The following is a 24,339-nucleotide window of genomic DNA, read 5'->3' on the forward strand; positions in this document are numbered from 1 at the left end:
GGGCGTCCCGGCGGCCCCGCGACCAGGCTGGGAGTGACAGTCCTGGGACGTGGAGGCGATGGGTGATGGGCGGACGGATCGTGGTCGGCGTGGACGGGTCCGCGCCGGCGACGGCGGCGGTGGAATGGGCCGCCGCAGACGCGCGGCGCCGCGGGCTGGCGCTGCGCCTCGTGCACGTGTGCGAGCAGTGGGCGTCGGCGGTGGGCAGCACGGAGTACTGCTCCGGCGTGCTGGAGGCGGCCGCCGAGCGGGCGCGCTCCCTCGCGCCGGACGCCGACGTGAGCACCGGCATGCTGAGCGGTGGCGTGATCGACGCGCTGGTCGGCGAGTCGGCCCTGGCCGAGAGCATGGTGCTGGGCAGCAGGGGCCTCGGCGGGTTCGCCGGGATGGTGCTCGGCTCGGTCAGCATGGCCGTGGCCGGCCACGCGGCCTGTCCCGTGGTGGTCGTGCGCGGCACCGCGGTGGTCCAGCACGGCCAGGTCGTGGTGGGTTACGACGGTTCGGAGCACTCGCAGGCCGCCATGCGCTACGCCGTCGAGCAGGCGCGCGCCCGCGACGCGCAGCTCCACGTCGTCTACGCCTGGCAGCTCCCGGTCTTCTCCCCGTACGCCGCCGGATACGGCCCCCTCCTGGAGGACGCCTACCAGCAGGAGGTCAAGATGGCCGCCGACCGGGTGGTGCCCTGGCGGGAGAAGAACCCCGACGTGCGGATCGTGGACGACCAGGTGTGCGAGCACCCGGTGTCGGCCCTGATGAAGGCGGCGCTCACCGCCGACCTCGTGGTGATCGGCTCGCGCGGGCTGGGCGGGTTCGCCTCGGCCGTGCTCGGCTCGGTCAGCCACGGCGTGCTGCACCACGTGGCGTGCCCGGTCGCGGTCGTACGCCCCAGAAAGGAACGTCCCGGACAGGAACGCCACGGACACGAACGCCCCATGCAGGAACGTGCTGCTGCGCAGGAACGTCCCGGAAAGGAGCGGACATGACCACGTCCCCGGAGGGCGCCGGCCCCGACGTCCGGTCGCTGCGAGCGGAGCAGGTGATGAGCCGCGTGCTCGTCGCCGTCACACCCGACGAGTCGCCCCTGATGGCCTGGGAGCTGATGCGCCGCGCCGGCGTTCACCACCTGCCGGTCGTGGACGGGCGGCACGTGCTCGGCGTCCTGTCGCGTGAGCGGCTGGCCGCCTCCTGGTCCGGCGGCCCGTACGAGCAGTCCGGCCGCCGGGTCGGGACGATGCTGGGAGGCGAGCCCCGGCCGCGCGTCGGCCCGCGCGACACGCTGCGCCGGGTCGCGTGCGTCATGGCGGACGCCGGGGCCGACGCGGTGCCGGTGGTCTCGGAGCGCGGCCTGGTCGGTCTCATCACGGCCAGGGACGTGCTCGTCGCCGTCGCGGGCCGCGCCTGCGCCGAGGACCGGCCGGGCGGCACCGGGGACCGGCCGGGCGAGGTCATCACCGGGATGTTCCACCTCCAGCCGGTCGTGCCGCCCCGGTCGTGACCCAGGGGGCGCGTGACGTCATCTCAGCGCGGCTCTGCCGGACTGTCAACACTGCGTCGGCAGTTCACTGAAAAGTTTCGTCGAAAGCTTGCAAGTCGGCGAAACGCGCGGATAACGTCTGGCCGTGTCAGGCCGTCCTCTGTGCCCCCCAGGAGCTGACCATGGCCAACCTTCCCCGCCGCCGCCTCCTCCAGCTCGGTGCTCTCGCCGCCGGCGGCGCGGCGCTGTCCGCGTGCGGCGGGGGAGACCCGGCCGCCGCGCCGGCCTCCGGTCCCACCGGCACGGCGGCGACCGGCGACGTCACTGTCTGGAGCTGGCAGGGGCCCGCCGCGATGATGAAGCAGCTCGTGCCCGGCTTCCAGAAGGCGTTCCCCGGGATCAGGGTCGACGTCCAGGACATCGGCAACCCGGCCATCTGGGACAAGATCACCACGGGCATGGCGGCGGGCGGCCAGGGGCTCGGCGACGTCCTGCACATCGGCGTCGACTACCTGCCCGCCTACATCGAGAAGTTCCCCGGCGGCCTGGCCGACCTGCGGCCCCTCGGCGCCGACCGCCACCGCGGCGCGTTCGCCCCGGGCATGTGGGAGACCGTGAGCCGGGACGGCAAGACCTACGCCCTGCCCTGGGAGGCGAACTCGGCGGGCTTCTACTACCGGGCCGACCTGTTCGAACGGGCCGGCGTGGACGTGGCCGCGCTGGGCACCTGGGACGACGTCATCGAGGCGGGCGTCACGCTCAAGGCGAAGACCGGCGTCCAGCTCCTCGGCATCGACAAGCCCGCCTCCCAGGCCGACTCCGCCAACCTCTTCCAGATGCTGCTCCAGCTCCAGGACAGCTTCTACTTCGACATGCAGGGCAACATCACGCTGGACACCCCGCAGGCGGTCACCGCGCTGACGATCATCAAGCGGCTCAACGACGCCGGGCTGATCGCCGACATGGCCGGCGGCTGGAACACGATGATCACCTCGATCAAGAAGGGTTCCGTGGCGGTGCAGTCCATGCCCACCTGGTTCGGCGGCATCATCGAGGAGAGCGCCCCCGACCAGAAGGGCAAGTGGAAGGTCCGGCTCCCGCCCGCCGTCACCGAGGGCGGCAAGGTGGCCGCCACCGTCAACTCCACCCACCTGGCGGTGGCCGGCACCAGCAAGGTCAAGGAGGCCGCCTACGCCTTCGCCGAGTACGTGCTGACCCGCCCGGAGAGCCAGGTCGCCATCTACAAGGGCAAGGGCATCGCCCCCGCCCTGATGTCGGCCTACGACGACCCGGTCTTCCACGAGCCGTCCGCGTTCTTCGGCGGCCAGAAGAAGGGCGAGATCTTCCTGGAGGCGCTCAGGAAGCCGTCCTACGTGACCAACTACTCCGCCGACTACCCCCGGGCGCTCAAGGTCGTCACGGACGCCCAGAGCAAGGTGCTGCTCAAGGGCGCCGACCCGGCCACCGTGCTCAGGGAGGCGGCCGACCTGCTCGCCCAGCAGACCGACCGCAAGGTGGTGCGGTGACCGCGCTCGTGGAACGGGCCGGCGCCCCACCGGCGCACCGCGCCCCGTCCCGCCGCGGATGGACGGGCGCGAGGCTCGCGCCGTACCTCTTCGTGGGGCCCGCGCTGCTGCTGTTCGCCGTCTTCAAGCTGTACCCGATCGCGTGGTCGTTCTGGCTCAGCCTGTTCAAGACCGACGGCGCCCTGCAGACCTTCGCCGGCGCGGCGAACTACCGGCGCCTGGTGGCCGACCCGCTGTTCTGGTCGGCGCTCGGCAACACCGTGACCATCCTGCTCGTCCAGGTGCCGCTCATGCTGGCGCTGGCGATCGCCCTGGCGGTGGCGCTGAACTCCCCGCTGCTCGCGGTCAAGGGCTTCGTCCGCCTCGGGTTCTTCATGCCCATGGTCACCGGCCTGGTGGCCTACGGCCTGCTCTTCGCGGTCCTGCTCAACCCCCAGTCCGGCCTGGTCAACTGGGCGCTCGGCCTGGCCGGCGTCGGCCCCGTCCCGTGGCTGACCCACGGACTGTGGGCCAAGGTCGCCGTCGGGCTCGCCCTGACCTGGCACTACACCGGCTACAACGCGGTGATCTACCTGGCGAGGCTGCAGGCCCTGCCCGCCGACCACTACGACGCCGCCGCGGTGGACGGCGCCGGGGCCTGGCAGCGCTTCCGGCACGTCACGCTGCCCGGGCTGCGGCCCGTCATGCTGCTCACGATCGTCATGTCCACGATCGGCACGCTCCAGCTCTTCGACGAGCCCTACGTCATGACCGGCGGCGGCCCGGACAACAGCACGATGACCCTGGGGCTGTACCTGTACGCCAACGGCTTCAAGTTCTTCGACTTCGGCTACGCCTCGGCCATCGCCTACGCCCTGACCGTCATCATCGGCATCCTCGGCGTCGTCCAGTTCAAGGTCCTGGGAGAGCGGTCATGACGCGCCGCGTGATGCTGACCTCGTCGCTGCTGGTGGCGGTCGCGGTGATGCTCGTGCCGTTCTACTGGCTGGTGGTCGGGAGCACGCACCGCACGGCCGAGGTGTTCGGCGACCCGCCGCCGCTGCTGCCCGGCGCGCACCTGCTCGACAACCTCGCCACCCTGGAGTCCACCGTCGGCTTCGGCCGGGTGGTGCTCAACTCCACCCTGATCGCCACCCTCTACACGCTGCTGGCCGGGCTGGTGTGCACGATGGCCGGCTACGGCTTCGCGAAGTACGACTTCCGCGGCAGGGAGCCGCTGTTCGGGCTGCTGATGCTGGGCCTGGTCGTCCCCGGCCAGGTGACGCTGGTGCCGCTGTTCAAGATGATGCTGGCGCTCGAATGGCTCAACACCTACCAGGCGATCGTGCTGCCCAACCTGGCGCTGCCGTTCGGGATCTTCCTGATGCGGCAGTCGATGTCCGCCCTGCCCGACGAGCTGCTGTCGGCCGGGCGCGTGGACGGCTGCGGCGAGCTGCGCCTGTTCTGGCGCGTGGTGCTGCCGCCGATGCGGCCGGCGCTCGCCGCGCTCGGGATCTACCTCTTCCTCTACCAGTGGAACGACTTCGTGTGGCCGCTCATCGCGCTGCGCACGCGCGACGCGTACACGATCCCGCTGGCCATCGCCTCCCTCCAGGGCGCCAACGACACGGACTACGGCGCGATCCTGGCCGGCACCGCCGTCGCCGCGATCCCGATGGCGATCCTGTTCCTCCTTCTGCAACGACACTTCGTCTCCGGACTTCTCGCGGGAGCTGTCAAAGAGTGAGCGTGACGACCGCCGGGCTGGTGCCCGTGCCCACCGAGCCGTTGGTCGACGACGTGCGGCTGGCCGTCCTGAGCGGCGTCCCCGGGACCGCCGCCCGCTGGGAGCGGGCCACGCGGCCCGACGGCACCGAACTCGTGGAGATCCACTCCGGTGAGGAGCTGGAGATCCGCCTGTCGGTGCCGCTCGGCGACGCGGTCGGCTTCTGGCACTCCGACGCCGGATGGAAGCGCACCGTGGTCGCCGACTGGGCGGGCCTGGCGAGGGTCTCGCTGGTGAGCGGCGCCGCGGCCGGCTGCCTGTACGACAGCGCCGGCACGTCCATGCTGGCCTTCGCCGCGCTGGACCCGGTGCCCGAGACCACGATGCGCTACGGCGTCTCCGAGGAGAACAAGACCTTCGTGGTGCACCTGCGCGTCACCGCGACGGACTCGCCGTACCGCCTGATCTTCGCCCGCGCCTCGGCGAGCGTCGCCGCCGCGATGCGGAAGCTGCGCGGCGCGCTCGGACGGCCCGCCCGGCCCCCGGAGGGGGCGCGCGTGCCGGTCTACTCGACCTGGTACGGCTTCAGCCAGGCGGTCGAGGCGGACGCCGTGGAAGCCGAGGCGTCGCTCGCGGCGGAGCTCGGCTGCGGGGCGATCATCCTCGACGACGGCTGGCAGGAGCTCGGCAATGGACGCGGATACCACGGCGTCGGCGACTGGCGCGTGGACACCGCCAAGTTCCCCGACTTCGCCGCGCACGTCGCCCGGGTGCGCGGCATGGGCCTGGCCTACCTCGCCTGGATCGCCCCGCTCCTGCTCGGGCCGCGGGCGGAGTGCTTCCCGGAGCTGTCGGCCCACGCCCCCGCGGCGGACGTCGTGCCGGGCGCGCACGTCCTCGACCCGCGGGTGCCCGAGGTCCGCCGGCACGTCGTGGACACGTGCGCGCGGCTCGTCCGCGACCACGGGCTCGACGGCCTGAAGCTCGACTTCCTGGAGACCGTGATGGCCTACGCGGGCACGCCCTCTCCGGGGGACGTCGCCGACGTGGGCACGGCCATGCGCGTGCTGCTCGCCGAGCTGGTGGCGGCGGTCGAGGTGGTCCGGCCCGGCGCGCTGATAGAGCTCCGGCAGCCGTACGCGGGGCCGGGCATGGCGCCCTTCGGCGCGATGCTGCGCGCCGACGACTGCCCGGCCGACGCGGTCGCCAACCGGGTGCGGACCATCGACCTCGGGCTGCTGGCCGTGGGCGGCGCCGTGCACTCCGACATGCTCATGTGGGACCCGGCGGTGCCCGCCCGCGGCGCCGCCCGGCAGCTCATCGGCGCGTTGCACTCGGTGCCCCAGATCTCGGCGCGGCTGAGCGAGCTGACCGGCGAGCACCGCCGGATGCTGGCGTTCTGGCTGGAGCGGTGGCGCGAGCTGCGGCCGGTGCTGCTGGACGGCGACGTCGAACCGGGCCGCCCCGACGAGCTCTACCCCGTCGTGCGCGCCGAGCTCGGCGCGCGCTGCGTGACCAGCGTGACCGCGGACCGCGTGGTCCCGGTCGACGCCCGGCGGCACGCCGAGGTCACCGTCGTCAACGGCACCTCGTCGGGACGACTGGTGCTGGAGGTCGAGGGAGGGACGCTCCGCGCCGTGCGGATCTTCGACGCCGACGGCTCTAGGATCGAGCCGTCGGACCGGCGGCTGGGGCCAGGCCTGTGCGTGCTGGACGTTCCGCCCTCCGGCCTGGCCGATCTGGAGGTGGCACCATGAAGATCGGCATCGTCGAGGTGGCGGAGAGGGCCGGAGTCAGCGAGGCGACCGTCAGCCGGGTGATCAACCGGCGGGCCGGGGTGTCGGCCAAGACCCGCGCGGCCGTCGAGAGCGCGATGGCCGAGCTCGGCTACGAGCGCTCCACCCGCGGTCAGATCGTCGCCGTGATCACGCCATGGCTGTCCAACCCCTTCTTCGCCGAGGTGGCCGAGCTCGTCGAGGCGGCGCTCGCGCCCCACGGGCTCAAGGGGGTGGTGTGCCCGGCGCTGCCCGGAGGCATCCAGGAACGCGAGTTCGTCACCGCCCTGGCCGAGCACGGGGTGGCGGGAGTGGTGTTCCTGTCGGCCAGCAACACCATCGAGGGAGCCGATCCCGAGACCTACGACGTGCTGGCCGCGCGGCGCATCCCGTTCGTCGGCGTCAACGGCGGTTTCGAGGGGCACGACGCGCCGGTGCTGTCCACCGACGACCACATGTCGGCGGAGCTGGCGGTCGATCACCTGTGGTCGCTGGGGCACCGCAGGATCGGCCTGGCGTCGGGGCCGTCGGGCAACCGGCCGGCCGATCGGCGTGCCGAGGGCTTCCGCACGGCGATGACCCGGCGCGGCGCGGCCGAGTCCGACGCGCCCGTGGTCAGGCAGCACTACACGGTCGAGGGCGGCCAGTCGGCCGCCTCGGAGCTGCTCAGGCGGGGGGTGACCGCCGTCGTGGCGGCCAGCGACTTCATGGCGCTCGGCGTGTACAGGGCGGTGCTCAGGGAGGGGCTCTCGGTGCCCGGCGAGGTCTCGGTCGTGGGGCACGACGGGTCGATGATCATGGAGTTCGTCGACCCGCCGCTGACCACCGTGCGCCAGCCGATCGACCGGCTGGCCAAGGAGGTCGCACGCAGCATCGTCGCGCTGGTGAGCAACCGCGACGTGCCACAGGGGGAACTGCTCTTCAGCCCCGAGCTGGTCGTGCGCGGGTCCACCGCGCCGCCACGCGGGGCCTGACCACCGACAGGTCAACCGATTCCGGGAGTATCCCCATGAAGCGCAAGCTCTGCTCCGTCCTCATCGGCTCTTCCCTGCTGGCCGCGGCCGCCCTCACCCCGGCGCGGGCGGCCGACGGCGGCCCGCTGATCGTCGTCAACCCCGGTTTCGAGAAGGGCACCGAAGGCTGGACCTTCACCCCGGGCACCGGCGTCGCCACCAACCGCCCCCACGGCGGGTCCAGGCTCGTCTACCTCGACGCCGGTCCCGGGATGAGCGTCAGCCAGGCCGTCACCGCACCGGCGGCGGGCCGCTACTCGATCTCGGCCTGGATCTCCACGGGCGGGCCCGGCGGCACGTTCGCCGTCCGGCGCAACGGCGCCGACGCGGGCACCGTCGCCCTGCCCTCCCGCACCGTCTACGCCCGGTACACCGTCTCCGACGTGGAGCTCGCCGCGGGTGACCGGCTGGAGATCGTCTTCGGCTCCGGCTCCGGCTGGGTCAACGTCGACGACGTCATGGTGTCGCCCGGCTCCGCCGGCGGCCCGCGCGTCACCTCCTCCAACGCCGAGATCGTCGAGATGTTCGCGTGGTCGCGGGACAAGGCCCGGAGCTGGGTGCACCAGGACGGCGTGCCCGGCCCGCTCAACGTGGACGAGCGCCGGCCCGGCGGCACCGGCGAGGGCGCCTACGCCGCCACCTACTGGGCCGGGTACGCCCACCGCACCGGCTACTACTCGCGCGACTTCGCCCACCAGCTCGCCGGTGCGCACATCCTGGGGCTGGACCGCGAGAACAAGACGATGCTCCGGTCGTTCGCCGCCTCGGCGACCGAGCAGCACAAGTACTACCCCGTGTGGGCGCTGAACTTCGACGCCACGACCTACCTGGACATCGACTACCGGTCACCGGCCTCCTTCGTCCGGGAGGTCCCGGCCACGTTCGAGCTGGTGGAGAAGGCCAACCAGGCGTTCAGGTGGACGGGCGACCGGGCCTACCTCGACGACGCGGCGTTCTGGGACTACTACCGGCACGCCACCGGGGAGTTCGTCGACCTGCACGACGGCCTGCTGCCCAACGGCCCCGCCAAGGTGGCCGAGGGCACGGGCAAGGGCATCTTCGCCGGGTCGGCCAGCTACAACGAGACCGGCGACGAGCCGCTCGCCGAGGCGGGCGACGCGATCGCCGCCCAGTACCAGGCGTACCGGGCCCTGGCCGAGCTCGCGCGGGACAAGCACGACCCCGCGACCGCGCGGCGGGCCGCCGAGCAGGCCCGGACGCTCAAGAGCTACTTCAACCGCACCTGGAGCGTGAAGCCGGGATCCGGCGAGATGGTCCGCGCCTACACGGTCGACGGGACCCCGCTGACCGGCTTCGGCAAGGAGAACAGCTGGTTCATGCCGATGAAGGGCATCATCGACGCCGGGCCCCGCAACGAGGCGTATCTCGACTTCATCGACGCCCAGGCCAGTGGGGCCGGTCGGCCCGCCAACATCGAGGCCGTCACCTACCTTCCCGACACCTTCTTCCGGCACAACCGCGACGACACCGCCTGGAAGTGGATGCGCTACGTCTACGAGCAGCGCGATGCCGCCCACGTCAGCGGCCGTCAGGGGTTGAACGGCGACTACCCGGAGGTGTCGTTCACGCTGGTCGCGCAGACGGTCGAGGGGCTGATGGGGATCCAGCCCGACGCGCCGCGCCACACGGTCGCCACCCAGTCGCGGCTGCCGTCGGACATCGGGTGGCTGGAGGTGGCGGACGTGCCGGTGGGCGACGGCACCGTGACGGTACGGCACGACGGTCGGACGGCGACTACCTTCACCAACGGGTCAGCGCGTCCGTACCTCTGGGAGGCGCGGTTTTTGGGCGAGCACCGGTGGCTCACGGTCAACGGTCACACCGTCGCGGGGCTGCCCCGGACGATCGACGGCGTCAGGTACACGGTCGCCCTGGTGCCGGTCGCCGGTGGCCGGACGGCCACCGCGCGCGTGACCGGCTGACGGACGGCGGGCCCGGCGTGGACGGTCGCGCCGGGCCCCGTGGTCAGTCGTTGCCCAGCTCCATCGCGGCGCGGTCGAGCATCTCCTCCTCCTCGGAGACCTCGCCGCGCGAGGCGATGGCCTCGGCGCCGCCCTGCGGCATCGCGCCGATCAGCCCGGTCGAGGCGGCCTGGGCGGCGCCGATGAGCGCGGGGTGGTGGGTGCCGACCATGCCGAGGCTGGCGTACTGCTCCAGCTTGGCGCGCGAGTCGGCGATGTCGAGGTTGCGCATGGTGAGCTGGCCGATCCGGTCCACCGGGCCGAACGCGGAGTCCTCGGTGCGTTCCATCGACAGCTTGTCCGGGTGGTAGCTGAAGTTAGGGCCGGAGGTGTCGAGGATCGAGTAGTCCTCGCCGCGCCGCAGCCGCAGCGTCACCTCGCCGATGACGGCCGTGCCGACCCAGCGCTGCAGCGACTCGCGCAGCATGAGCGCCTGCGGGTCGAGCCAGCGGCCCTCGTACATCAGCCTGCCGAGCCGCCGCCCCTCGTTGTGGTAGGTGGCGATGGTGTCCTCGTTGTGGATCGCGTTGACCAGCCGCTCGTACGCGGCGTGCAGCAAGGCCATGCCCGGGGCCTCGTAGATGCCGCGGCTCTTGGCCTCGATCACCCGGTTCTCGATCTGGTCGGACATGCCCATGCCGTGCCGCCCGCCGATGGCGTTGGCCTCCATCACCAGGTCGACCGGGCTGGCGAACTCCTTGCCGTTGATCGTGACCGGGCGGCCCTGGTCGAAGCCGATGGTCACGTCCTCGGCGGGGATCTCGACCGAGGGGTCCCAGAACCGCACGCCCATGATCGGGTCCACGGTCTCGATGTTGGTGTCGAGGTGCTCCAAGGTCTTGGCCTCGTGGGTGGCGCCCCAGATGTTGGCGTCCGTGGAGTACGCCTTCTCCGTGCTGTCGCGGTAGGGCAGCCCGTGGGCCAGCAGCCACTCCGACATCTCCTTGCGCCCGCCGAGCTCGGAGACGAAGTCCGCGTCGAGCCACGGCTTGTAGATGCGCAGGTGCGGGTTGGCCAGCAGGCCGTACCGGTAGAACCGCTCGATGTCGTTGCCCTTGAACGTCGAGCCGTCACCCCAGATCTGCACGTCGTCCTCGAGCATGGCCCGCACCAGCAGGGTGCCCGTGACGGCGCGGCCGAGCGGCGTGGTGTTGAAGTACGACCGCCCGCCCGTGCGGATGTGGAACGCGCCGCAGGTCAGCGCGGCCAGGCCCTCCTCGACCAGCGCCGCGCGGCAGTCGACCAGGCGCGCGACCTCGGCACCGTACGCCAGGGCGCGGGCCGGCACCGAGGCGATGTCGGGCTCGTCGTACTGGCCGATGTCGGCGGTGTAGGTGCACGGGACGGCGCCCTTGTCGCGCATCCAGGCGACGGCCACCGAGGTGTCGAGACCGCCGGAGAAGGCGATGCCGACCCGCTCGCCGGCGGGCAGGGAGGTGAGAACCTTGGACATGGAAAGAGATTATGCATTGCTACGCATGTTCATGCAAAGCGGGTTCGGGTAAAAAGACCGGCGGTCGCCCTCTTCCGCGGGCGGGACGATGGTCCCTCCGCAGACGGGACCTCGTTCCCTGTGCGCCCGGTTCGTGCGGGTGTGTCCTTAATTTGTGGACTTCCGCAACCGGAGGGGGCGGCCATGACGAATCCCGTAGTTGTGGGGATAGACGGATCGGACGCGGCGTACGCGGCACTCGGCTGGGCGGTCCAGGACGCCACGCGCCGGGGCCGGCCCCTGCGGATCGTGCACGTGCGCGAGCCGTGGAGGAGCGAGCACCCGGACGGCGGCGGCGGACTGTCGCTGACCGAGCGGAGCGCGCTGCTGCTCGCCGGCGCCGAGGAACGGGCGCGGCGGCGCGCCCCCCGCCTGGAGGTCACCACGGCGCACCTCTTCGGCGCGGTCGTCGAACGCCTGCGCACCGAGTCCGAGACGGCCGACACCGTCGTGGTGGGCAGCCGGGGGCTCGGCGGGTTCGCCGGGCTCGTGCTCGGCTCGGTCGGGCTGGCCCTGGCCGGCCACGCGCACGGCCCGGTGGTCGTCGTGCGCGCCCCGGAGCGGGGCGCCGGGGGCGGGGGCGAGGTGGTCGCCGGGTTCGACGGCTCCGCCGACGCCGAGGCCGCCCTGGAGTACGCCATGGACCAGGCCGCCGCCCGCGACACGCGGCTGCGCGTCGTCTACGCCCGGCACACCGTGGTCCTCGCGCCGCAGGCCGCCGGGTACGGGCCGCTGCTGGCCGGGGCGATGGCCGACGAGGCGGCCGAGGTCGCGCGGCGGCTGCCGATGTGGCGGGACAAGTACCCCGACGTCGAGGTGGTGGAGTCGGTCATGACCGGCCATCCGGTGCCGGTCCTGGCGGCGGCCTCCCGGACGGCCGCCCTGGTCGTCCTCGGCTCGCGCGGACTGGGCGGGTTCGCCGCCTCCGTGCTGGGCTCGACCTGCCACGGCGTGATCCACCGGGCGCACTGCCCGGTCGCCGTCGTCCGCGCCCCCTGGAGAAGATCATGACCCCCGTCGCCGGCGCCGCCCGGAGGCCCGGTGTCGTCCACGCCGCCGGGGGGCCCGATGTCGTCCGCGCCGCCTGTGGGGGCGCCGTCATCCGTGCCGTCGGCGGGAGTGCCGTCGGCCGCGCCGCCTGGAGGAGATCATGACCGTGGTCGTCGCCCCGCCCTGCCTGACCGACGCCGCCCGCCGCGACTGGGACCTGCTCCAGGCCCCGACGCCGGACCCGGCCGCGTTCGACCCCGAGATGGCCGGGATGCTGCCCGAGCCCGCGCGGAGCTGGGTGCTGCACGCCATCGCGCCCGGCACGCCCCTGCGCCGCGCGGTCGTGCTGGACAGCCACGGCGTCATCCGGCTGAACGGCTGGCACCCCTACCGCGCCGCGCAGGTGCTGCTGCCGCCGGAGGGCTTCGTCTGGTCGGCCGGCGCCCTGTTCGGGCCGCTCACCGTGCGCGGCTTCGACCGGTACCGCGACGGCACGGGGGAGATGCGCTGGCGGCTGTTCGACGCCGTCCCCGTGATGTCCGGGACCGGGCCGGACATCACGCGCAGCGCCGCCGGACGGCTGGCGAGCGAGCTGGTGCTGGCGCCCGCCGCCGCGCTCGACCCCCGGCTCACGTGGAAGCAGGTGGACGAGCGGCGGGCGGCCGTCCGGGTGCCCGTCGCGGGTGAGGAGCACGAGGTGACGCTCACGGTCGCGCCGGGCGGCGCGCTGGAGGCCGTGAGCCTGTCCCGCTGGGGCGCCCCGGAGGGCGGGCCGTACCGGCACGAGCCGTTCGGCGTGGAGGTGCTGCGGGAGGAGACGTTCGGCGGGTACACGATCGCGGCGGAGGCGCGGGGCGGCTGGTGGCCCGGCACCGCCCGGTGGGCCGAGGGCGAGTTCATCCGCTTCTCGATCGAGCGAGCCGTCTTCCGCTGACCCCACCCGCCGTTCAGCGCGCGAGGACGCGGCCCGCGCGGGTGCGGTCCGTGACAGTACGGTCCGCGCGCGAGGACGTGGTCCGCGCGGGCCCCGTCTGTGGGAGTACGGTCCGCGAGCGAGGGTGCGGTCCGCGACTGTGCGGTCAGAGGCCGCGGATACGGCGGCCGGTGACCTGGTGCGGGAGGATCCGGATGTACAGCTCGCGCGCGCCGCCCGCCCAGGGCGAGACCTGCGCCCCCATGACCGCGTCCAGCTCCTCCTCCTTCACCAGGTGGGCGGGGCCCTGCACCAGCACGCTCCACCCTTCGCGCCGCGCCTCGTCGATCTGGTCCACCTCGAACCCGATCTTGACCTCGACGCCCTCCATGCCCGTGCGCAGCGCCTGGTCCATCTGGCCGCCCTGAGCAGTGCGGAAGACGACCGCGCCCTCGTGCAGCTTGTAGTTCACCGGCAGCACGGTCGGGCCGTCCGGCCCGGCGAAGGCGACCCGGCCGATGCCGCCCGGAGCGATCAGGCGCAGGCACTCGTCGCGGTCCAGCTTCTCCAGCATGGGCGCCGCCCGCGCCGGGCCGGGGCCGGGTGGCCGGTCGGCGGAGCCGCCCAGCAGCTCGCCGGGGGAGACCCCAAGCGCCCCGGCCAGCCGGGTCAGCGCGCCGGTGGCGATGGTGTCGGGGTGCTCCTCGACGTACTCGACGTACCCGGGCGCCATCGCGGCGCGCTCGGCGAGCTGCTCGCGCGTCAGCCCCCGGCGCTCGCGGTGGTAGGCGATGCGGCGTCCGAGGTCGCCGGTCATGCCCGGCTCCCCTGCTCGCCCGAGCCCACGGTGGTCCGGCCCCCTTGCTCGCCCGAGGCCACGGTGGTCCGGCCCCCTTGCTCGCCCGAGGCCACGGGGGTCCCGGCCGCCTCGCCGTCCCCGGTGCCGGCGTGCGGGACGCGGCCCGTCACGGACAGCTCCGCGAGGTCCTCCACGACGGCGTCCGCGCCCGCCGCCCGCAGCGCCGCCGCCCGCTCGCCCGACCGGTCCACGCCCACCACCAGGGCGAACCCGCCGCGCCGCCCGGCCTCCACGCCCGGCAGCGCGTCCTCGACGACGGCCGTCCGCCCGGCGGGCGTCCCGAGCCGGCCGGCCGCCTCCAGGAACAGCGCCGGGTCCGGCTTGCCCGCCAGCCCGAGCCGGGCGGCTTCCACGCCGTCCACCGTCACGTCGAACAGGTGCGTCAGCCCCGCCGAGGCCACCATGGCCCGGCAGTGCCGGCTCGCCGACACCACCGCCGTACGGCAGCCGCGCCGCCGCAGCTCGTGGAGCAGGGCGACGGTCGAGGGGAAGGCCGCCACGCCGTGCCGCCCGATCTCGGCCACGAACAGCGCGTCCTTGGCCGCCCCCAGCCCGTGGACGGTGGCGGCGTCCGGACCGTCGCCCGGGCTTCCCTCGGGCAGCGTGATGCCACGAGAGGCCAGGAACGTGCGCACCCCGTCGAGGCGCGGGCGCCCGTCGACGTGGCGCAGGTAGTCGTCGCGGACGTCGAAGGGCGCCGAACGTCCGCGCAGGAAGGCGTCGAAGACGTGTTTCCACGCGGCCGCGTGGACCCGCGCCGTGTCGGTGACCACGCCGTCGGTGTCGAACACGACCGCGTGGACGGTCGCGAGGTCGATGGCGGCCATGCCCAGGACGGTACCCGCCATCCCGGCATCTGAGACATGCGCCGTACGCGCCGTGGAGGACCTTGGGCCCGCGCACCCGGGACGTTCGCCGCTGCCCGGCGCCGGGGCGGGGAGAGGAGCCTGGGAGTGGAAGGAAGGAGAGAGGGGGACACCATGGCACTGGAAGTGAAGGACGTGATGGGCCGCGTGGCCATCGCCGTCCTGGAGGACGCGTCGTTCAGCGAGATCATCGGCGCGATGAGGCGGTTCGCCGTCGGCGCCGTCACCGTCATCGACGCCGGGCGGCGGCCCGTCGGCGTGGTGTCCGAGGACGACCTCCTGCTGAAGGAGAGCGATCCCGTCGGGCACAGCGTCTCGATGTTCGAGTCCCACCGGCGGCACGAGGAGCACCACAAGGCGGCCGGCGTCACGGCGGCCCAGCTCATGACCTCCCCGGCGATCACCGTCACCCCGGAGACGCCGCTGCGCGAGGCGGCGCGGCTGATGCGCGACAGGCGCGTCAAGCAGCTCCCCGTGATCGACCCCGTCAGCGGGCGCATCGCGGGCACCCTGCACCAGCGGGACGTGCTGCGCGTCTTCACCCGCCCGGCGGCCGACCTGCTCGCCGACATCCAGGCCCGGATCCCGGACCTCGCGGCGTACGCGATCGAGATCGACCAGGGCGTCGTGACCATCAGGGGCAGGTGCCGGCGCCGGTCGCAGGCCATCGCGCTGGAGCAGGCCATCCGCGGCATCGAGGGCGTGGTGGACGTCGTCTCCGCGCTCGACCACGACGAGCAGGACGTCCTCGTCGTCCCGCCGCTGCTCTGAGCAGGCGGAACGCGGCCGGGAAAAATTCTTGGGAAAAGGTCGCGGGGGATGTCGAGAACCCGTGAGCGGCTCCGACCAAGCGGTGAACGACGGCCCGGCGGCAGACCGGGCGGTCACCGAACGAGACCAGGGAGCCGGCGCCATGCGGAAGATCATCTACTACGTCCACACCTCTCTCGACGGCCACATCGACGGTCCTGAGGGAGAGTTCGACTGGCCGGCCGTCGGCCCCGAGATGTTCGCCCACTCCGACGAGCTGACCGCCCGGGTGGACACCTTCCTGTACGGGCGCGGCGTGTGGGAGGCCATGTCGAGCTACTGGCCGAACGTCGAGGCGTACTCCGACGACGAGCACGACCTGAAGTTCGCCCCGATCTGGCGGTCCACGCCGAAGGTCGTCTTCTCCACCACCCTCGACAAGGCCGACTGGAACACCCGGGTCATCGGCGCCCGCCTCGCCGAGGAGGTCACCGAGCTGAAGCGGCAGCCCGGCAAGGACATGCTGCTCCTCGGCGGTTCGGCGCTGGGCGGCGAGCTGGCGCGGCTGGGCCTGATCGACGAGTACCACGTCGTGGTCCACCCGGTCGTGCTCGGCGGCGGCCGGCCGCTGCTCGCCACGCGGGGGGAGCGGCGCGCTCTGCGCCTCGTGGAGACGCGCACCTTCGACGGGTGCACGGTGCTGCTCCGCTACGCCCCCGCCGGCGATGAGCCGGAGGCCCGATAGGGCCTCAGCCGGCCTCCCACCTGGAGTCGTCGTGCTTCCAGGTGAGCCGGTCCACGACGTCCACCACGCCGTGGACCCGGCCGGTCATCCGCGCGGCGATGGCCGCCTCCGTGCGGCGCTCCATCCACCCGCTCAGCGTCACGACGCCCCGGCGCACCTCGACGGTGACGCCGGAGGTGTCCGTCCACAGCGCCCGGTCGAGGATGTCGTCGCGGATCTCCGCCGCGATCTCCTCGTCGCCGCGCAGGAACAGCTTGACCAGGTCGCGCCGGCTGACCACGCCCACCAGGCGTCCCTCGCCGTCCACCACGGCCAGCCGCTTGACGTCGCGGGAGTCCATGAGGCGGGCGGCCGAGGCGACCGGCGCCTCCGGCGGGACCGTCACCGGGGGCGACGTCATGAGCTCGGCCGCCGTGTCGCCGGCGGCCTTCTCCCGCCCCTTGGGGTGGCGCAGCCGCGCCCGCAGCGGCGGCCGGTAGCCCTCGCGGTAGAACTGCTCGCGGAACTCCTCCTTGCGCAGCAGGTCGGCCTCGGACACGACGCCGACCACGCGGCGGTCGTCGTCCAGCACGGGCACGGCGCTGACGCCGCCCTCGATGAGCGCCAGGGCGATGTCCTTGAACGGCGTGCTCCCGGTGACGGTGACCACGTCACGCGTCATCACGTCCCTGACGGTCGTCTTCATCGCCGTGTCCGCCTCTCCGTATCGGGTCCGGACTCTCATCACAGCCGCGCCGGGGGCGGCCCTGTAGAGGCGTAGGTCCCGTACGGGACCGCCCTTCGGCGGCTGCGGGCGCCGGCCTCGCCGCGAAGGTCCCGGCGGCGGGGGCGCAGGGCCCCTCGTCGCGGGACCTTCGGCCCTGCACGCGGCGGCGCGCCCGTGATGGTCTGGTGTCATCACCTCCGGGAGGTATCGCCATGATCACCCGAACGGCAGAGCACACGGAACGCGCCATCCAGAAGGCGCTCGAAGCGGCGCGCTGGGCGCCGTCCGTGCACAACACCCAGCCGTGGAGCTTCGCCGTCTCCGGCGAGGAGATCAGCCTGCGCGCCGACGTGGACCGCAAGCTGCGCATGGGCGACCCCTCCGGCCGCGAGCTGCTCATCAGCTGCGGCGCCGCCCTGTTCACGATCCGTACGGCGCTGCGCTGCGAGGGCGTCGAACCCGTCGTGCGCGTGCTGCCGGACCCGGACCGCCCCTCGCTCGTCGCCACGATCACGCTGGGCGAGCCCGCCGAGCCCGACGACCGGGTGCGCGCGATGGGCCGGCAGATCGAGCGGCGGCGCACCCACCGGGCCGGGTTCACCGACCTGCCGGTGCCCGAGCGGCTCATGGACGGCCTGGTGCGCGAGGCCAGGATCGAGGGCGCCCGGCTGACGCCGGTCCGCGCGCCGGTCGCGGTGACCATGCTCGCCGCGCTCACGCAGGCCGCGCAGGGCGCGCAGTCCCAGGACCGCGTCCTCACCCTGGAGGTCATCCGCTGGGCCCGGCCGCCGGGCAGCTCCCGCCGCGACGGCGTGCCCGCCGAGGGCTACCCGCGCACCGCGCCGCCCACCGACCCCGACTTCCCGCAGCGCGACTACGCCTGGCGGCACGAGTGGGGCAGCGAGGCCGACCTCAGCCGCTCCGCGTCCGTGGGCGAGGTTGCGCTGCTGACCACGACCGGCGACACCCGCGAGCAGTGGATCGCGGCCGGCCAGGCGCTCCAGCGGACCCTGCTGCACGCCTGCGCGCACGGCGTCAGCGCCGCCTTCCACACGCAGGCGCTGGAGATGTACCACCTGCGGGAGTTCCTGCGCCACGAGCTGTGCTCCGACGAGTACCCCCAGATGATCATGCGGCTGGGCATCACGTTCGACGACAAGGACAGCGTCCGCCGATCTCTGGCCGAGATGCTCCAGTGACGTGCGGACCCCGGCGGGCGGGGGTGCGAAACTGGTCGTATGACGCAAGGGGAGCACCGCCCGCTGATGCCCAACATGCGCCTGGACGAGCTCCTCGCCGAGCTCCAGGTCCGGCTCAACGCGGTGCTGGCCACCCGTGACCGGGTCCACACCCTGCTGGAGGCGGTCGTCTCGGTCGGCAGCGACCTCGACCTGGAGACCGTGCTGCGGCGCATCGTCGAGACGGCCACCAACCTGGTCGACGCCAGCTACGGCGCCCTCGGCGTGGTCGGGCAGGAGCGCACGCTGCTCCAGTTCATCCCCGTCGGCCTGACGGAGGAGGAGATCGCCCGCATCGAGCACTGGCCGCACGGCCTCGGCCTGCTCGGGCTGCTCATCAAGGACGCCCGGCCGCTGCGGCTGGGCCGCATCTCCGACCACCCCGAGTCGTACGGGTTCCCGCCGGGCCACCCGCCGATGGGCACGTTCCTCGGCGTGCCCGTGCGGGTCCGCGACGAGGTGTTCGGCAACCTCTACCTGACCGAGAAGCGCGGCGGGGGAGAGTTCGACGAGGAGGACGAGGCCATCGTCATCGCGCTGGCCACCGCCGCCGGCGTCGCCATCGAGAACGCCCGCCTGTACGAGGAGACGCGGCGGCGCGAGACCTGGCTGGAGGCGTCCTCCGACGTCACCACCCGGCTGCTGTCCGGGGCCGACCCGCGCGAGGTGCTCGCCCTGATGGCCGCCCGCGCCCGGCAGATGACGGACGCCGACCTGGTGCAGGTCCTCCTGCCGGGCGAGGACGGCGCGCTGCGGGCCGAGGTGGTCGAGGGCGACCTGCCGTCCGAGGCGGCCGGCCTGTCCTACGAGCTGACCGGCTCCGCCGCGGGCGAGGTGTTCACCGGCGGCCGGGCGCTCAGCGCGGGCGACCTGCTGGAGTCCGAGTCGCCGCTGCGCGGGTTCGGCTACGGCCCCGAACTGCTGATGCCGCTCGGCGCGGGCCAGACCGTACGCGGGGTGCTGGCCCTGGCCAAGCGGTCCGGGCGGCTGCCGTTCAGCGGCTCGGAGCTGCGCATGCTGGAGGCGTTCGGCGGACAGGCGGCGATCGCGCTGGAGCTGGCCGAGGCGCGCCGCGACGCCGAGCGCCTCACGCTGCTGGAGGATCGCGACCGCATCGCCAAGGACCTGCACGACGTGGTCATCCAGCGGCTGTTCGCCATCGCCATGACGCTCATGAGCACCGTACGCCTCGTGGAGCGCCCCGAGGCGTCCGGCCGGCTCCAGCACGCCATCGACGAGCTGGACGAGACGATCCGGCAGATCCGCTCCACCATCTTCGCCCTGCAGAACGTGCCCGACGTGGCCGCGCCGAGCCTGCGCGCCCGCGTGGTGGACCTGGTGGAGTCGGCGCGCGGCCACCTCGGGTTCATGCCGGGCCTGCGCATGGAGGGTCAGCTCGACCACCGCGTGCCCGAGGAACTGGCCGAGCAGCTGCTGGCCGTGCTGCGCGAGGCGCTGTCCAACCTGGTGCGCCACGCCAAGGCGTCCAAGGCGGAGGTGTCGGTGGAGGTCGCGGGCGAACGCCTCACGCTCACCGTGCGCGACAACGGGGTCGGGCTGGCCCCGGACGGGCGGCGCAGCGGCCTGCGCAACATGGAGGAGCGCGCCGTCGCGCTCGGCGGCGACTTCGACCTCAGCTCCCCGGAGGGCGGGGGCACCCGGCTGTGCTGGAGCGTCCCCGTCTGATTCCGCGTCCGGCTCAGCCGCGGGTGATCTGCCGGCCCGTCACCTGCTCCATGTCCACCACGATGTAGTGGTTGCGCTCGCCCGGCGCCCAGGCGGCCGGCGCCAGCTCCGACAGCCGCGCGATCTCGTCCGGGTCCCGCACGGCGCGGGCCCGGCCCACGGCGGTCACGGACCAGCCGGTCCGCCGGTCCACGTCGAACTCGTCGGCCTCGAAGGCCACCACGGCGTGCCGGGTGGCCGCGGCCAGCTTCGAGCCCGCGCTGGTGCGGATCACCACGCTGTCGCCGTAGAGGCGGAAGGTCACCGGCTGCACCGCGGGAAGGGCGCGGTCGGTGAACACGATCCGCCCGATCGGCGCGCGGGACAGCAGGCGCAGGCACTCCTCGCGCGTGAGCACCCGCAGTCCGGACGAGTCCAAGGTGTGCATGTCTCCAGGATCGGCGGCCGGGCCGTCCGTGCTCAGGGCCGAAGGTCCCCTCGTGGCCGCCGTTCGGCGCCGGAGACGGCCGAGATCGTCCTGTTCCTGGCTCTTCGTGCTTGTCCGGCCGAGGGGACGTCAGTCGCGCTTGTCGGCGCGCAGGCGGGCGGCCAGCGCGGCGGCCTGGGTGCGGCGCTGCATGTTGAGCTTGGCCAGCAGGTTGGACACGTAGTTCTTGACGGTCTTCTCGGCGAGGAACAGCCGCTCGCCGATCTGCCGGTTCGTCAGGCCCTCGCCGATGAGGTCGAGGATGTGGCGCTCCTGGTCCGACAGGGCGGCCAGCGGGTCCTGACGGGTGGCCTGGTCGCGCAGCCGCTGCAGCATCGCCGCCGTGGTCTGCGGGTCGAGCAGCGACTGCCCCGAGGCCACCGTGCGCACCGCGCCGACCAGGTCGGAGCCGTGGATCTGCTTCAGCACGTAGCCGGACGCCCCGGCCATGACCGCGTCGAACAGCGCGTCGTCGTCCGCGTACGAGGTGAGCATGAGGCACGCCAGCCCCGGGAGCCGCGAGCGGGCCTCCCGGCACACGTCCACCCCGCTGCCGTCGGGCAGGCGCACGTCGAGGACCGCCACGTCGGGCTTGAGCGCGGGGATGCGGGCGACCGCCGACTCGGCGGTGCCGGCCTCGCCGATCACCTCGATGTCGTCTTCGGAGTCGAGCAGGGCGGCCACGCCCCGCCGCACCACCTCATGATCATCGACGAGGAACACACGAATCATGACTCCGACGCTAACCGGCGGCTCGGGCCTTCCGGAAGGGCCGAAGGTCCCGGAAAGCCGCGTGTCCCGGGCGGCGCCCGCGGGGAGGCGCCGGGCCGAGGACGCCCGCGGCGCGGGTGGGGGCATCGGCCGAGGGTGTCCGCGGCGCGGGTGGGGGCATCGCGCCGCGGGTGCCCGTGACGCGGGTGGGAAGGACTCGAAGGGGGCGGACGGGGGAGGACATCGATGATCGTCGCCGGTGTGGACGGATCGCGGGCCGGCCTGGAGGCCGCCGGGTGGGCGGCGGCCGAGGCGGCCCTGCGCGCGGCGCCGCTGAAGCTCGTGCACGCCCTGCCGTCCTGGGCCTGCGAGCCCGGGGGCGGCCGGTACGCCGAGGTGGCCCGCTGGATGCGCGAGGGCGGCAGGACCGTGCTGGCCGCGGCCGAGGAACGGGTGCGGCGCGAGCGGCCGGAGGTCGCCGTCGAGGCCGCGCTGCTGCCCGGCGATCCCAGGGCCGCCCTGGTGAAGGCCGCGGCCGGCGCGGAGCTGCTGGTCATCGGCGGGCACGGCCTCGGCGGCGTGCGCGGCATGCTCGTGGGGTCGGTGGCGTACGGCGTGGCCGGGCACGCGCCGTGCGACGTGGTCGTGGTGCGCGAGGCGGCGCTGCCGGCGCGCGGCGAGGTGGTGGCCGGCGTGGACGGCTCGTCGTCGTCCGGCCGGGTGCTCGGCTTCGCCTTCGCCGAGGCGCGGCTGCGCGGGGCGACCCTGCGGGCCGTGCACGCCTGGTCCTGGCCGAGGATCGGCGGGTTCCCGCCGGCCGACCCCGAGCGGGAGGGCGACGAGCTGGCCGCGCTGAAGGCGGCCCTGGCGGAGTGGCGGGAGCGCCACCTGGACGTGCCGGTGGTCGAGGAGGTCGTCCAGGGACACCCGGTGGCCGTGCTCCTCCAGGCCGCGAAGGCCGCCGACCTGCTGGTCGTGGGCTCGCGCGGTCACGGGACGTTCGCCGGCATGCTGCTCGGCTCCGTCAGCCAGGCCATGCTGCACCACGCGCCCTGCCCGCTCGCCGTGGTCCGCGGCGAGGAGTGACCGCCGCCCGCGCCTTGTCGCCGCCCGCCTTGTCGCCGCCCGCTTTGTCACGGCTCGCGCAGATCGCGGCAGTGATCCGGAAAGGCGATCTTCCCCCCGGCGGAGCGGAGTAGGATGGCGTCGGACCCGACCCGTACGGCGTTCGGATCGAAGGAGGCGCCCCCCGTGAGCGAGCTGGAGCGAGTCCCGCCGGGTGTGGATCCCCGCGTCCCGAGCGTCGCCCGGGTCTACGACTACCTCCTGGGCGGCAAGGACCATCTGGCGATCGACCGCGCCTTCGCCGACAAGCTGCTCGCCGTCGCGCCCGAGACGCGGCTCGTCGCCCGGGCCAACCGGCTCTTCCTCGTCCGCGCCGTACGCCACCTGGCCCGGCAAGGCGTGCGCCAGTTCCTCGACCTCGGCACCGGCATCCCGACCTCGCCCAGCGTGCACGAGGTGGCCCGCGCGGTCGCGCCCGACAGCCGGGTCGTCTACGTCGACTACGACCCCGTCGTCCGCCTCCACAGCGAGGTGCTGCTGGCCAGCTCGCCCGGCGTCGAGGCCGTCCAGGCCGATCTGCGCGAGCCCGGCGTCATCCTCGGCGACCCGCGCGTCATCCGCCTGATCGACTTCGCGCAGCCGGTCGGCGTGCTCATGGTCGGCATCCTGCACTTCATCCTCGACGACGAGGACCCGGCCGGCATCGTGGCGGACTTCCGCAAGTGGATGGCGCCCGGCAGCCACCTCGTGCTCACCCACGCCATGGCCGACAGCTCGCCCGAGGCGATCGCCCAGCTCAGCACCGCGACGGCCGGCACGTCGGCGCAGTCGGTGTTTCGCACCCGCGAGGAGGTGCTCCGGCTGACCGAGGGATTCGAGCTCGTCGGGCCGGGCCTCGCCCCGGTCCACGAGTGGCGGATCGCGGGCGAGGAGGAGGACGAGCCGCCGATCCCGCTGCTGGAAGGCGTGCCGGCGGTCCGCATCGACGCCGCCGTGGGCCGCCTGACCACCCCGGCCGGGCCCGACCGCCTCTGACCGGCCGGGCTGGGCTGGGCCGGGCCGGTCAGGGCGAATCACGGCGGGTCACGGCGGGTCAGGGCAGGGGTCAGCGGTCGGCGCGCAGGCTGCCCACCGGGTGCGGCCCCTCGGTCTCCAGCCGGTACTCGCGGCCGGACTTGTCGGCGTTCTCCTGGACGACGGTCTCGGACGGCGCCTTCTCGCCGCCCATGAGCGCCTCCTGCATCTTCTCGAAGCGCTCGTGGGCGTCCTGGACGTATCCGGTGCCGAGCGTCGTGTAGTCGATCTGGGTGGCGATCAGCTCGCGCAGGTAGCCCTTGTTCGGCTCGAAGGTGAGCGGAGCGGGCAGCGCGGGCGCCACCACCTCCTCGGGGTCGCGGCCGTCGTGCCTCTTGAACAGCTCGGCGGCCAGCCGCAGGTGCTCCAGCTCCATGTTGAGGTGGAGCTCCCAGATGTTCTTCACCTTCGGGTCCGACTCGGTCTGCATGAAGGAGTGGTACAGGTAGCACTCGTTGTACTCGTGGTTGAGCAGCATCTCCCACCAGCTCTCGCCCGGGTCGACCAGCGACTCGTAGTGGGTGACGTGCTCCTCCTCGATCAGCCCGATCTCCTGGTAGAGCCGGCGGGCGATCGGCTCCATGTACGTGGGGCCGACGTTCATGTAGAAGTTCATGGTCTGCTGCTCGGCCGCCATGATGGTCAGCGCGTGCAGCTTCGAGATCGGCTGGGCGGAGCTCCTGTCGTACGGCTCGCGGACGTTGTCGACCGGGTCGCGGTGGTGCAGGTACGTCGGGCGGCCCGGCATGACCTCGGTGAGCTGGTCGACGATCTTCTCGGCCCGGCGGTGCTCGATCATCTCGTACAGGTTGGCGTACCGGTACAGGTGGTCGAAGTCCTCCAGCACGCCGAACTGGTAGGCCTGCTTCAGGTACGGGTCCGGCTCCATCCGCGCCACCCACGCGGTCAGGTCCACCGCCACCTGCTCGTACGCGAGCGTGGTCTCCAGCACCGAGGCCAGGCCGGGCAGCAGCCAGTTGACCGCCTTCTGCTGCTGGGCCTCGATGTAGCGCACCCGCGCGAGCTGCTGCTTGAGCTCCAGGTCGGGGCAGTGGCGGGCGAGCTGGTGGCTGAACAGGATCGCCTCCACCTCGATGCCGTTCATCGCGATGATCCGGCACCTCGTGTAGGGATCGGCGTGGTCCGGGTCGATCGGGGTGACGTTGAGCTCGCGCCAGTTGCGGAGTTGCTTGTCCAGGGGGATTCCGCGCTCCCGCAGCGGGTTGAAGGTCATGTGCCGCGCTCCCTCGCTGTCGGCTCCGTGAACCAGCCGCCCTACCCGAGGGGCCGGAGGGCAATCGCC

General features: G+C 73.3%; 22 protein-coding genes and 1 pseudogene. 16 read left to right on the forward strand and 7 right to left on the reverse strand.

Annotated features, from left to right (window positions below; all coding sequences use genetic code 11):
• Positions 1-65 precede the first annotated feature (65 nt).
• The 8 genes from HD595_RS30910 to HD595_RS30945 all read left to right on the forward strand — a co-directional run bounded on the left by HD595_RS30910 (position 66) and on the right by HD595_RS30945 (position 9,436).
• Complete coding sequence (locus HD595_RS30910; RefSeq protein ID WP_253781376.1) at positions 66-983, forward strand: universal stress protein; 918 nt, start codon at positions 66-68, stop codon at positions 981-983.
• Complete coding sequence (locus HD595_RS30915; RefSeq protein ID WP_253775135.1) at positions 980-1,495, forward strand: CBS domain-containing protein; 516 nt, start codon at positions 980-982, stop codon at positions 1,493-1,495. The genes HD595_RS30910 and HD595_RS30915 overlap by 4 nt, the downstream gene beginning before the upstream one ends.
• Before the next feature lie 161 nt (positions 1,496-1,656).
• Entirely contained in the window at positions 1,657-3,000 is a 1,344-nt protein-coding gene (locus HD595_RS30920) for an ABC transporter substrate-binding protein (protein ID WP_253775137.1), read from the forward strand.
• Positions 2,997-3,917, forward strand: a complete 921-nt coding sequence (locus tag HD595_RS30925) for a carbohydrate ABC transporter permease (RefSeq protein WP_253775139.1) — start codon at positions 2,997-2,999, stop codon at positions 3,915-3,917. Before HD595_RS30920 ends, HD595_RS30925 begins: the two co-directional genes overlap by 4 nt.
• Positions 3,914-4,726 (forward strand): carbohydrate ABC transporter permease, encoded by an 813-nt coding sequence (locus HD595_RS30930; RefSeq protein WP_253775141.1) that lies wholly within the window; start codon positions 3,914-3,916, stop codon positions 4,724-4,726. Before HD595_RS30925 ends, HD595_RS30930 begins: the two co-directional genes overlap by 4 nt.
• A 2-nt stretch (positions 4,727-4,728) precedes the next feature.
• Positions 4,729-6,462, forward strand: coding sequence for a glycoside hydrolase family 36 protein (locus HD595_RS30935; protein ID WP_253775143.1), 1,734 nt, complete (start codon positions 4,729-4,731; stop codon positions 6,460-6,462).
• Positions 6,459-7,454: a LacI family DNA-binding transcriptional regulator gene (locus HD595_RS30940; RefSeq protein WP_253775145.1), complete on the forward strand. Its 996-nt coding sequence runs from the start codon at positions 6,459-6,461 to the stop codon at positions 7,452-7,454. Before HD595_RS30935 ends, HD595_RS30940 begins: the two co-directional genes overlap by 4 nt.
• 35 nt (positions 7,455-7,489) lie before the next feature.
• The gene (locus HD595_RS30945) at positions 7,490-9,436 is read left to right on the forward strand and encodes a CBM35 domain-containing protein (protein WP_253775147.1); all 1,947 of its coding nucleotides are present in this window, start codon (positions 7,490-7,492) and stop codon (positions 9,434-9,436) included.
• Positions 9,437-9,479: 43 nt separating this feature from the next.
• Here HD595_RS30945 and argG read toward each other — a convergent pair whose 3' ends face one another.
• A complete protein-coding gene (gene argG / locus HD595_RS30950; RefSeq protein WP_253775149.1) occupies positions 9,480-10,928 on the reverse strand; it encodes an argininosuccinate synthase in 1,449 nt (482 codons plus the stop codon).
• A 183-nt stretch (positions 10,929-11,111) separates the two neighbouring features.
• Here argG and HD595_RS30955 point away from each other — a divergent pair, with 183 nt between their 5' ends.
• Together HD595_RS30955 and HD595_RS30960 are read left to right on the forward strand one after the other, a co-directional pair.
• The gene (locus HD595_RS30955) at positions 11,112-11,978 is read left to right on the forward strand and encodes a universal stress protein (RefSeq protein ID WP_253775151.1); all 867 of its coding nucleotides are present in this window, start codon (positions 11,112-11,114) and stop codon (positions 11,976-11,978) included.
• A gap of 139 nt (positions 11,979-12,117) precedes the next feature.
• A complete protein-coding gene (locus HD595_RS30960; RefSeq protein WP_253775153.1) occupies positions 12,118-12,891 on the forward strand; it encodes a DUF6544 family protein in 774 nt (257 codons plus the stop codon).
• A 145-nt stretch (positions 12,892-13,036) separates the two neighbouring features.
• On the opposite strand, the gene HD595_RS30965 is transcribed toward HD595_RS30960, so the two are convergent.
• Positions 13,037-13,687: a pyridoxamine 5'-phosphate oxidase family protein gene (locus tag HD595_RS30965; RefSeq protein ID WP_253775155.1), complete on the reverse strand. Its 651-nt coding sequence runs from the start codon at positions 13,685-13,687 to the stop codon at positions 13,037-13,039.
• Between the two features lie 137 nt (positions 13,688-13,824).
• Positions 13,825-14,577 (reverse strand): annotated as a pseudogene (locus tag HD595_RS30970) (HAD family hydrolase); the annotation flags it as partial.
• Between the two features lie 132 nt (positions 14,578-14,709).
• On the opposite strand from HD595_RS30970, the gene HD595_RS30975 reads away from it, so the two are divergent.
• Positions 14,710-15,366, forward strand: coding sequence for a CBS domain-containing protein (locus HD595_RS30975; protein WP_253775157.1), 657 nt, complete (start codon positions 14,710-14,712; stop codon positions 15,364-15,366).
• Positions 15,367-15,508: 142 nt separating this feature from the next.
• Positions 15,509-16,090 carry a dihydrofolate reductase family protein gene (locus tag HD595_RS30980; protein WP_253775159.1) on the forward strand — a complete coding sequence of 194 codons (582 nt, stop codon included), beginning with the start codon at positions 15,509-15,511 and terminating at the stop codon, positions 16,088-16,090.
• A gap of 4 nt (positions 16,091-16,094) precedes the next feature.
• On the opposite strand, the gene HD595_RS30985 is transcribed toward HD595_RS30980, so the two are convergent.
• Positions 16,095-16,775, reverse strand: coding sequence for a CBS domain-containing protein (locus HD595_RS30985; protein WP_253775161.1), 681 nt, complete (start codon positions 16,773-16,775; stop codon positions 16,095-16,097).
• A 233-nt stretch (positions 16,776-17,008) separates the two neighbouring features.
• On the opposite strand from HD595_RS30985, the gene HD595_RS30990 reads away from it, so the two are divergent.
• Both HD595_RS30990 and HD595_RS30995 read left to right on the forward strand, forming a co-directional pair.
• Positions 17,009-17,995 (forward strand): Acg family FMN-binding oxidoreductase, encoded by a 987-nt coding sequence (locus HD595_RS30990; RefSeq protein WP_253775163.1) that lies wholly within the window; start codon positions 17,009-17,011, stop codon positions 17,993-17,995.
• 39 nt (positions 17,996-18,034) lie between these two features.
• The gene (locus HD595_RS30995; RefSeq protein WP_253775165.1) at positions 18,035-19,720 is read left to right on the forward strand and encodes a sensor histidine kinase; all 1,686 of its coding nucleotides are present in this window, start codon (positions 18,035-18,037) and stop codon (positions 19,718-19,720) included.
• Positions 19,721-19,733: 13 nt separating this feature from the next.
• On the opposite strand, the gene HD595_RS31000 is transcribed toward HD595_RS30995, so the two are convergent.
• On the reverse strand, positions 19,734-20,147 hold the full coding sequence (locus HD595_RS31000) for a pyridoxamine 5'-phosphate oxidase family protein (RefSeq protein ID WP_253775168.1): 414 nt from the start codon (positions 20,145-20,147) through the stop codon (positions 19,734-19,736).
• Between the two features lie 129 nt (positions 20,148-20,276).
• Positions 20,277-20,918, reverse strand: coding sequence for a response regulator transcription factor (locus tag HD595_RS31005; RefSeq protein WP_175603704.1), 642 nt, complete (start codon positions 20,916-20,918; stop codon positions 20,277-20,279).
• Between the two features lie 225 nt (positions 20,919-21,143).
• Here HD595_RS31005 and HD595_RS31010 point away from each other — a divergent pair, with 225 nt between their 5' ends.
• Together HD595_RS31010 and HD595_RS31015 are read left to right on the forward strand one after the other, a co-directional pair.
• On the forward strand, positions 21,144-21,983 hold the full coding sequence (locus HD595_RS31010) for a universal stress protein (RefSeq protein WP_253775170.1): 840 nt from the start codon (positions 21,144-21,146) through the stop codon (positions 21,981-21,983).
• 165 nt (positions 21,984-22,148) lie between these two features.
• A complete protein-coding gene (locus tag HD595_RS31015) occupies positions 22,149-22,997 on the forward strand; it encodes an SAM-dependent methyltransferase (RefSeq protein WP_253775172.1) in 849 nt (282 codons plus the stop codon).
• A gap of 70 nt (positions 22,998-23,067) precedes the next feature.
• Here HD595_RS31015 and HD595_RS31020 read toward each other — a convergent pair whose 3' ends face one another.
• Positions 23,068-24,270, reverse strand: coding sequence for a hypothetical protein (locus HD595_RS31020; protein WP_253775174.1), 1,203 nt, complete (start codon positions 24,268-24,270; stop codon positions 23,068-23,070).
• Between the last annotated feature and the right edge of the window lie 69 nt (positions 24,271-24,339).

The sequence above is a fragment of the Nonomuraea roseoviolacea subsp. carminata genome (assembly GCF_024172185.1).
GTDB lineage: Bacteria > Actinomycetota > Actinomycetes > Streptosporangiales > Streptosporangiaceae > Nonomuraea > Nonomuraea roseoviolacea.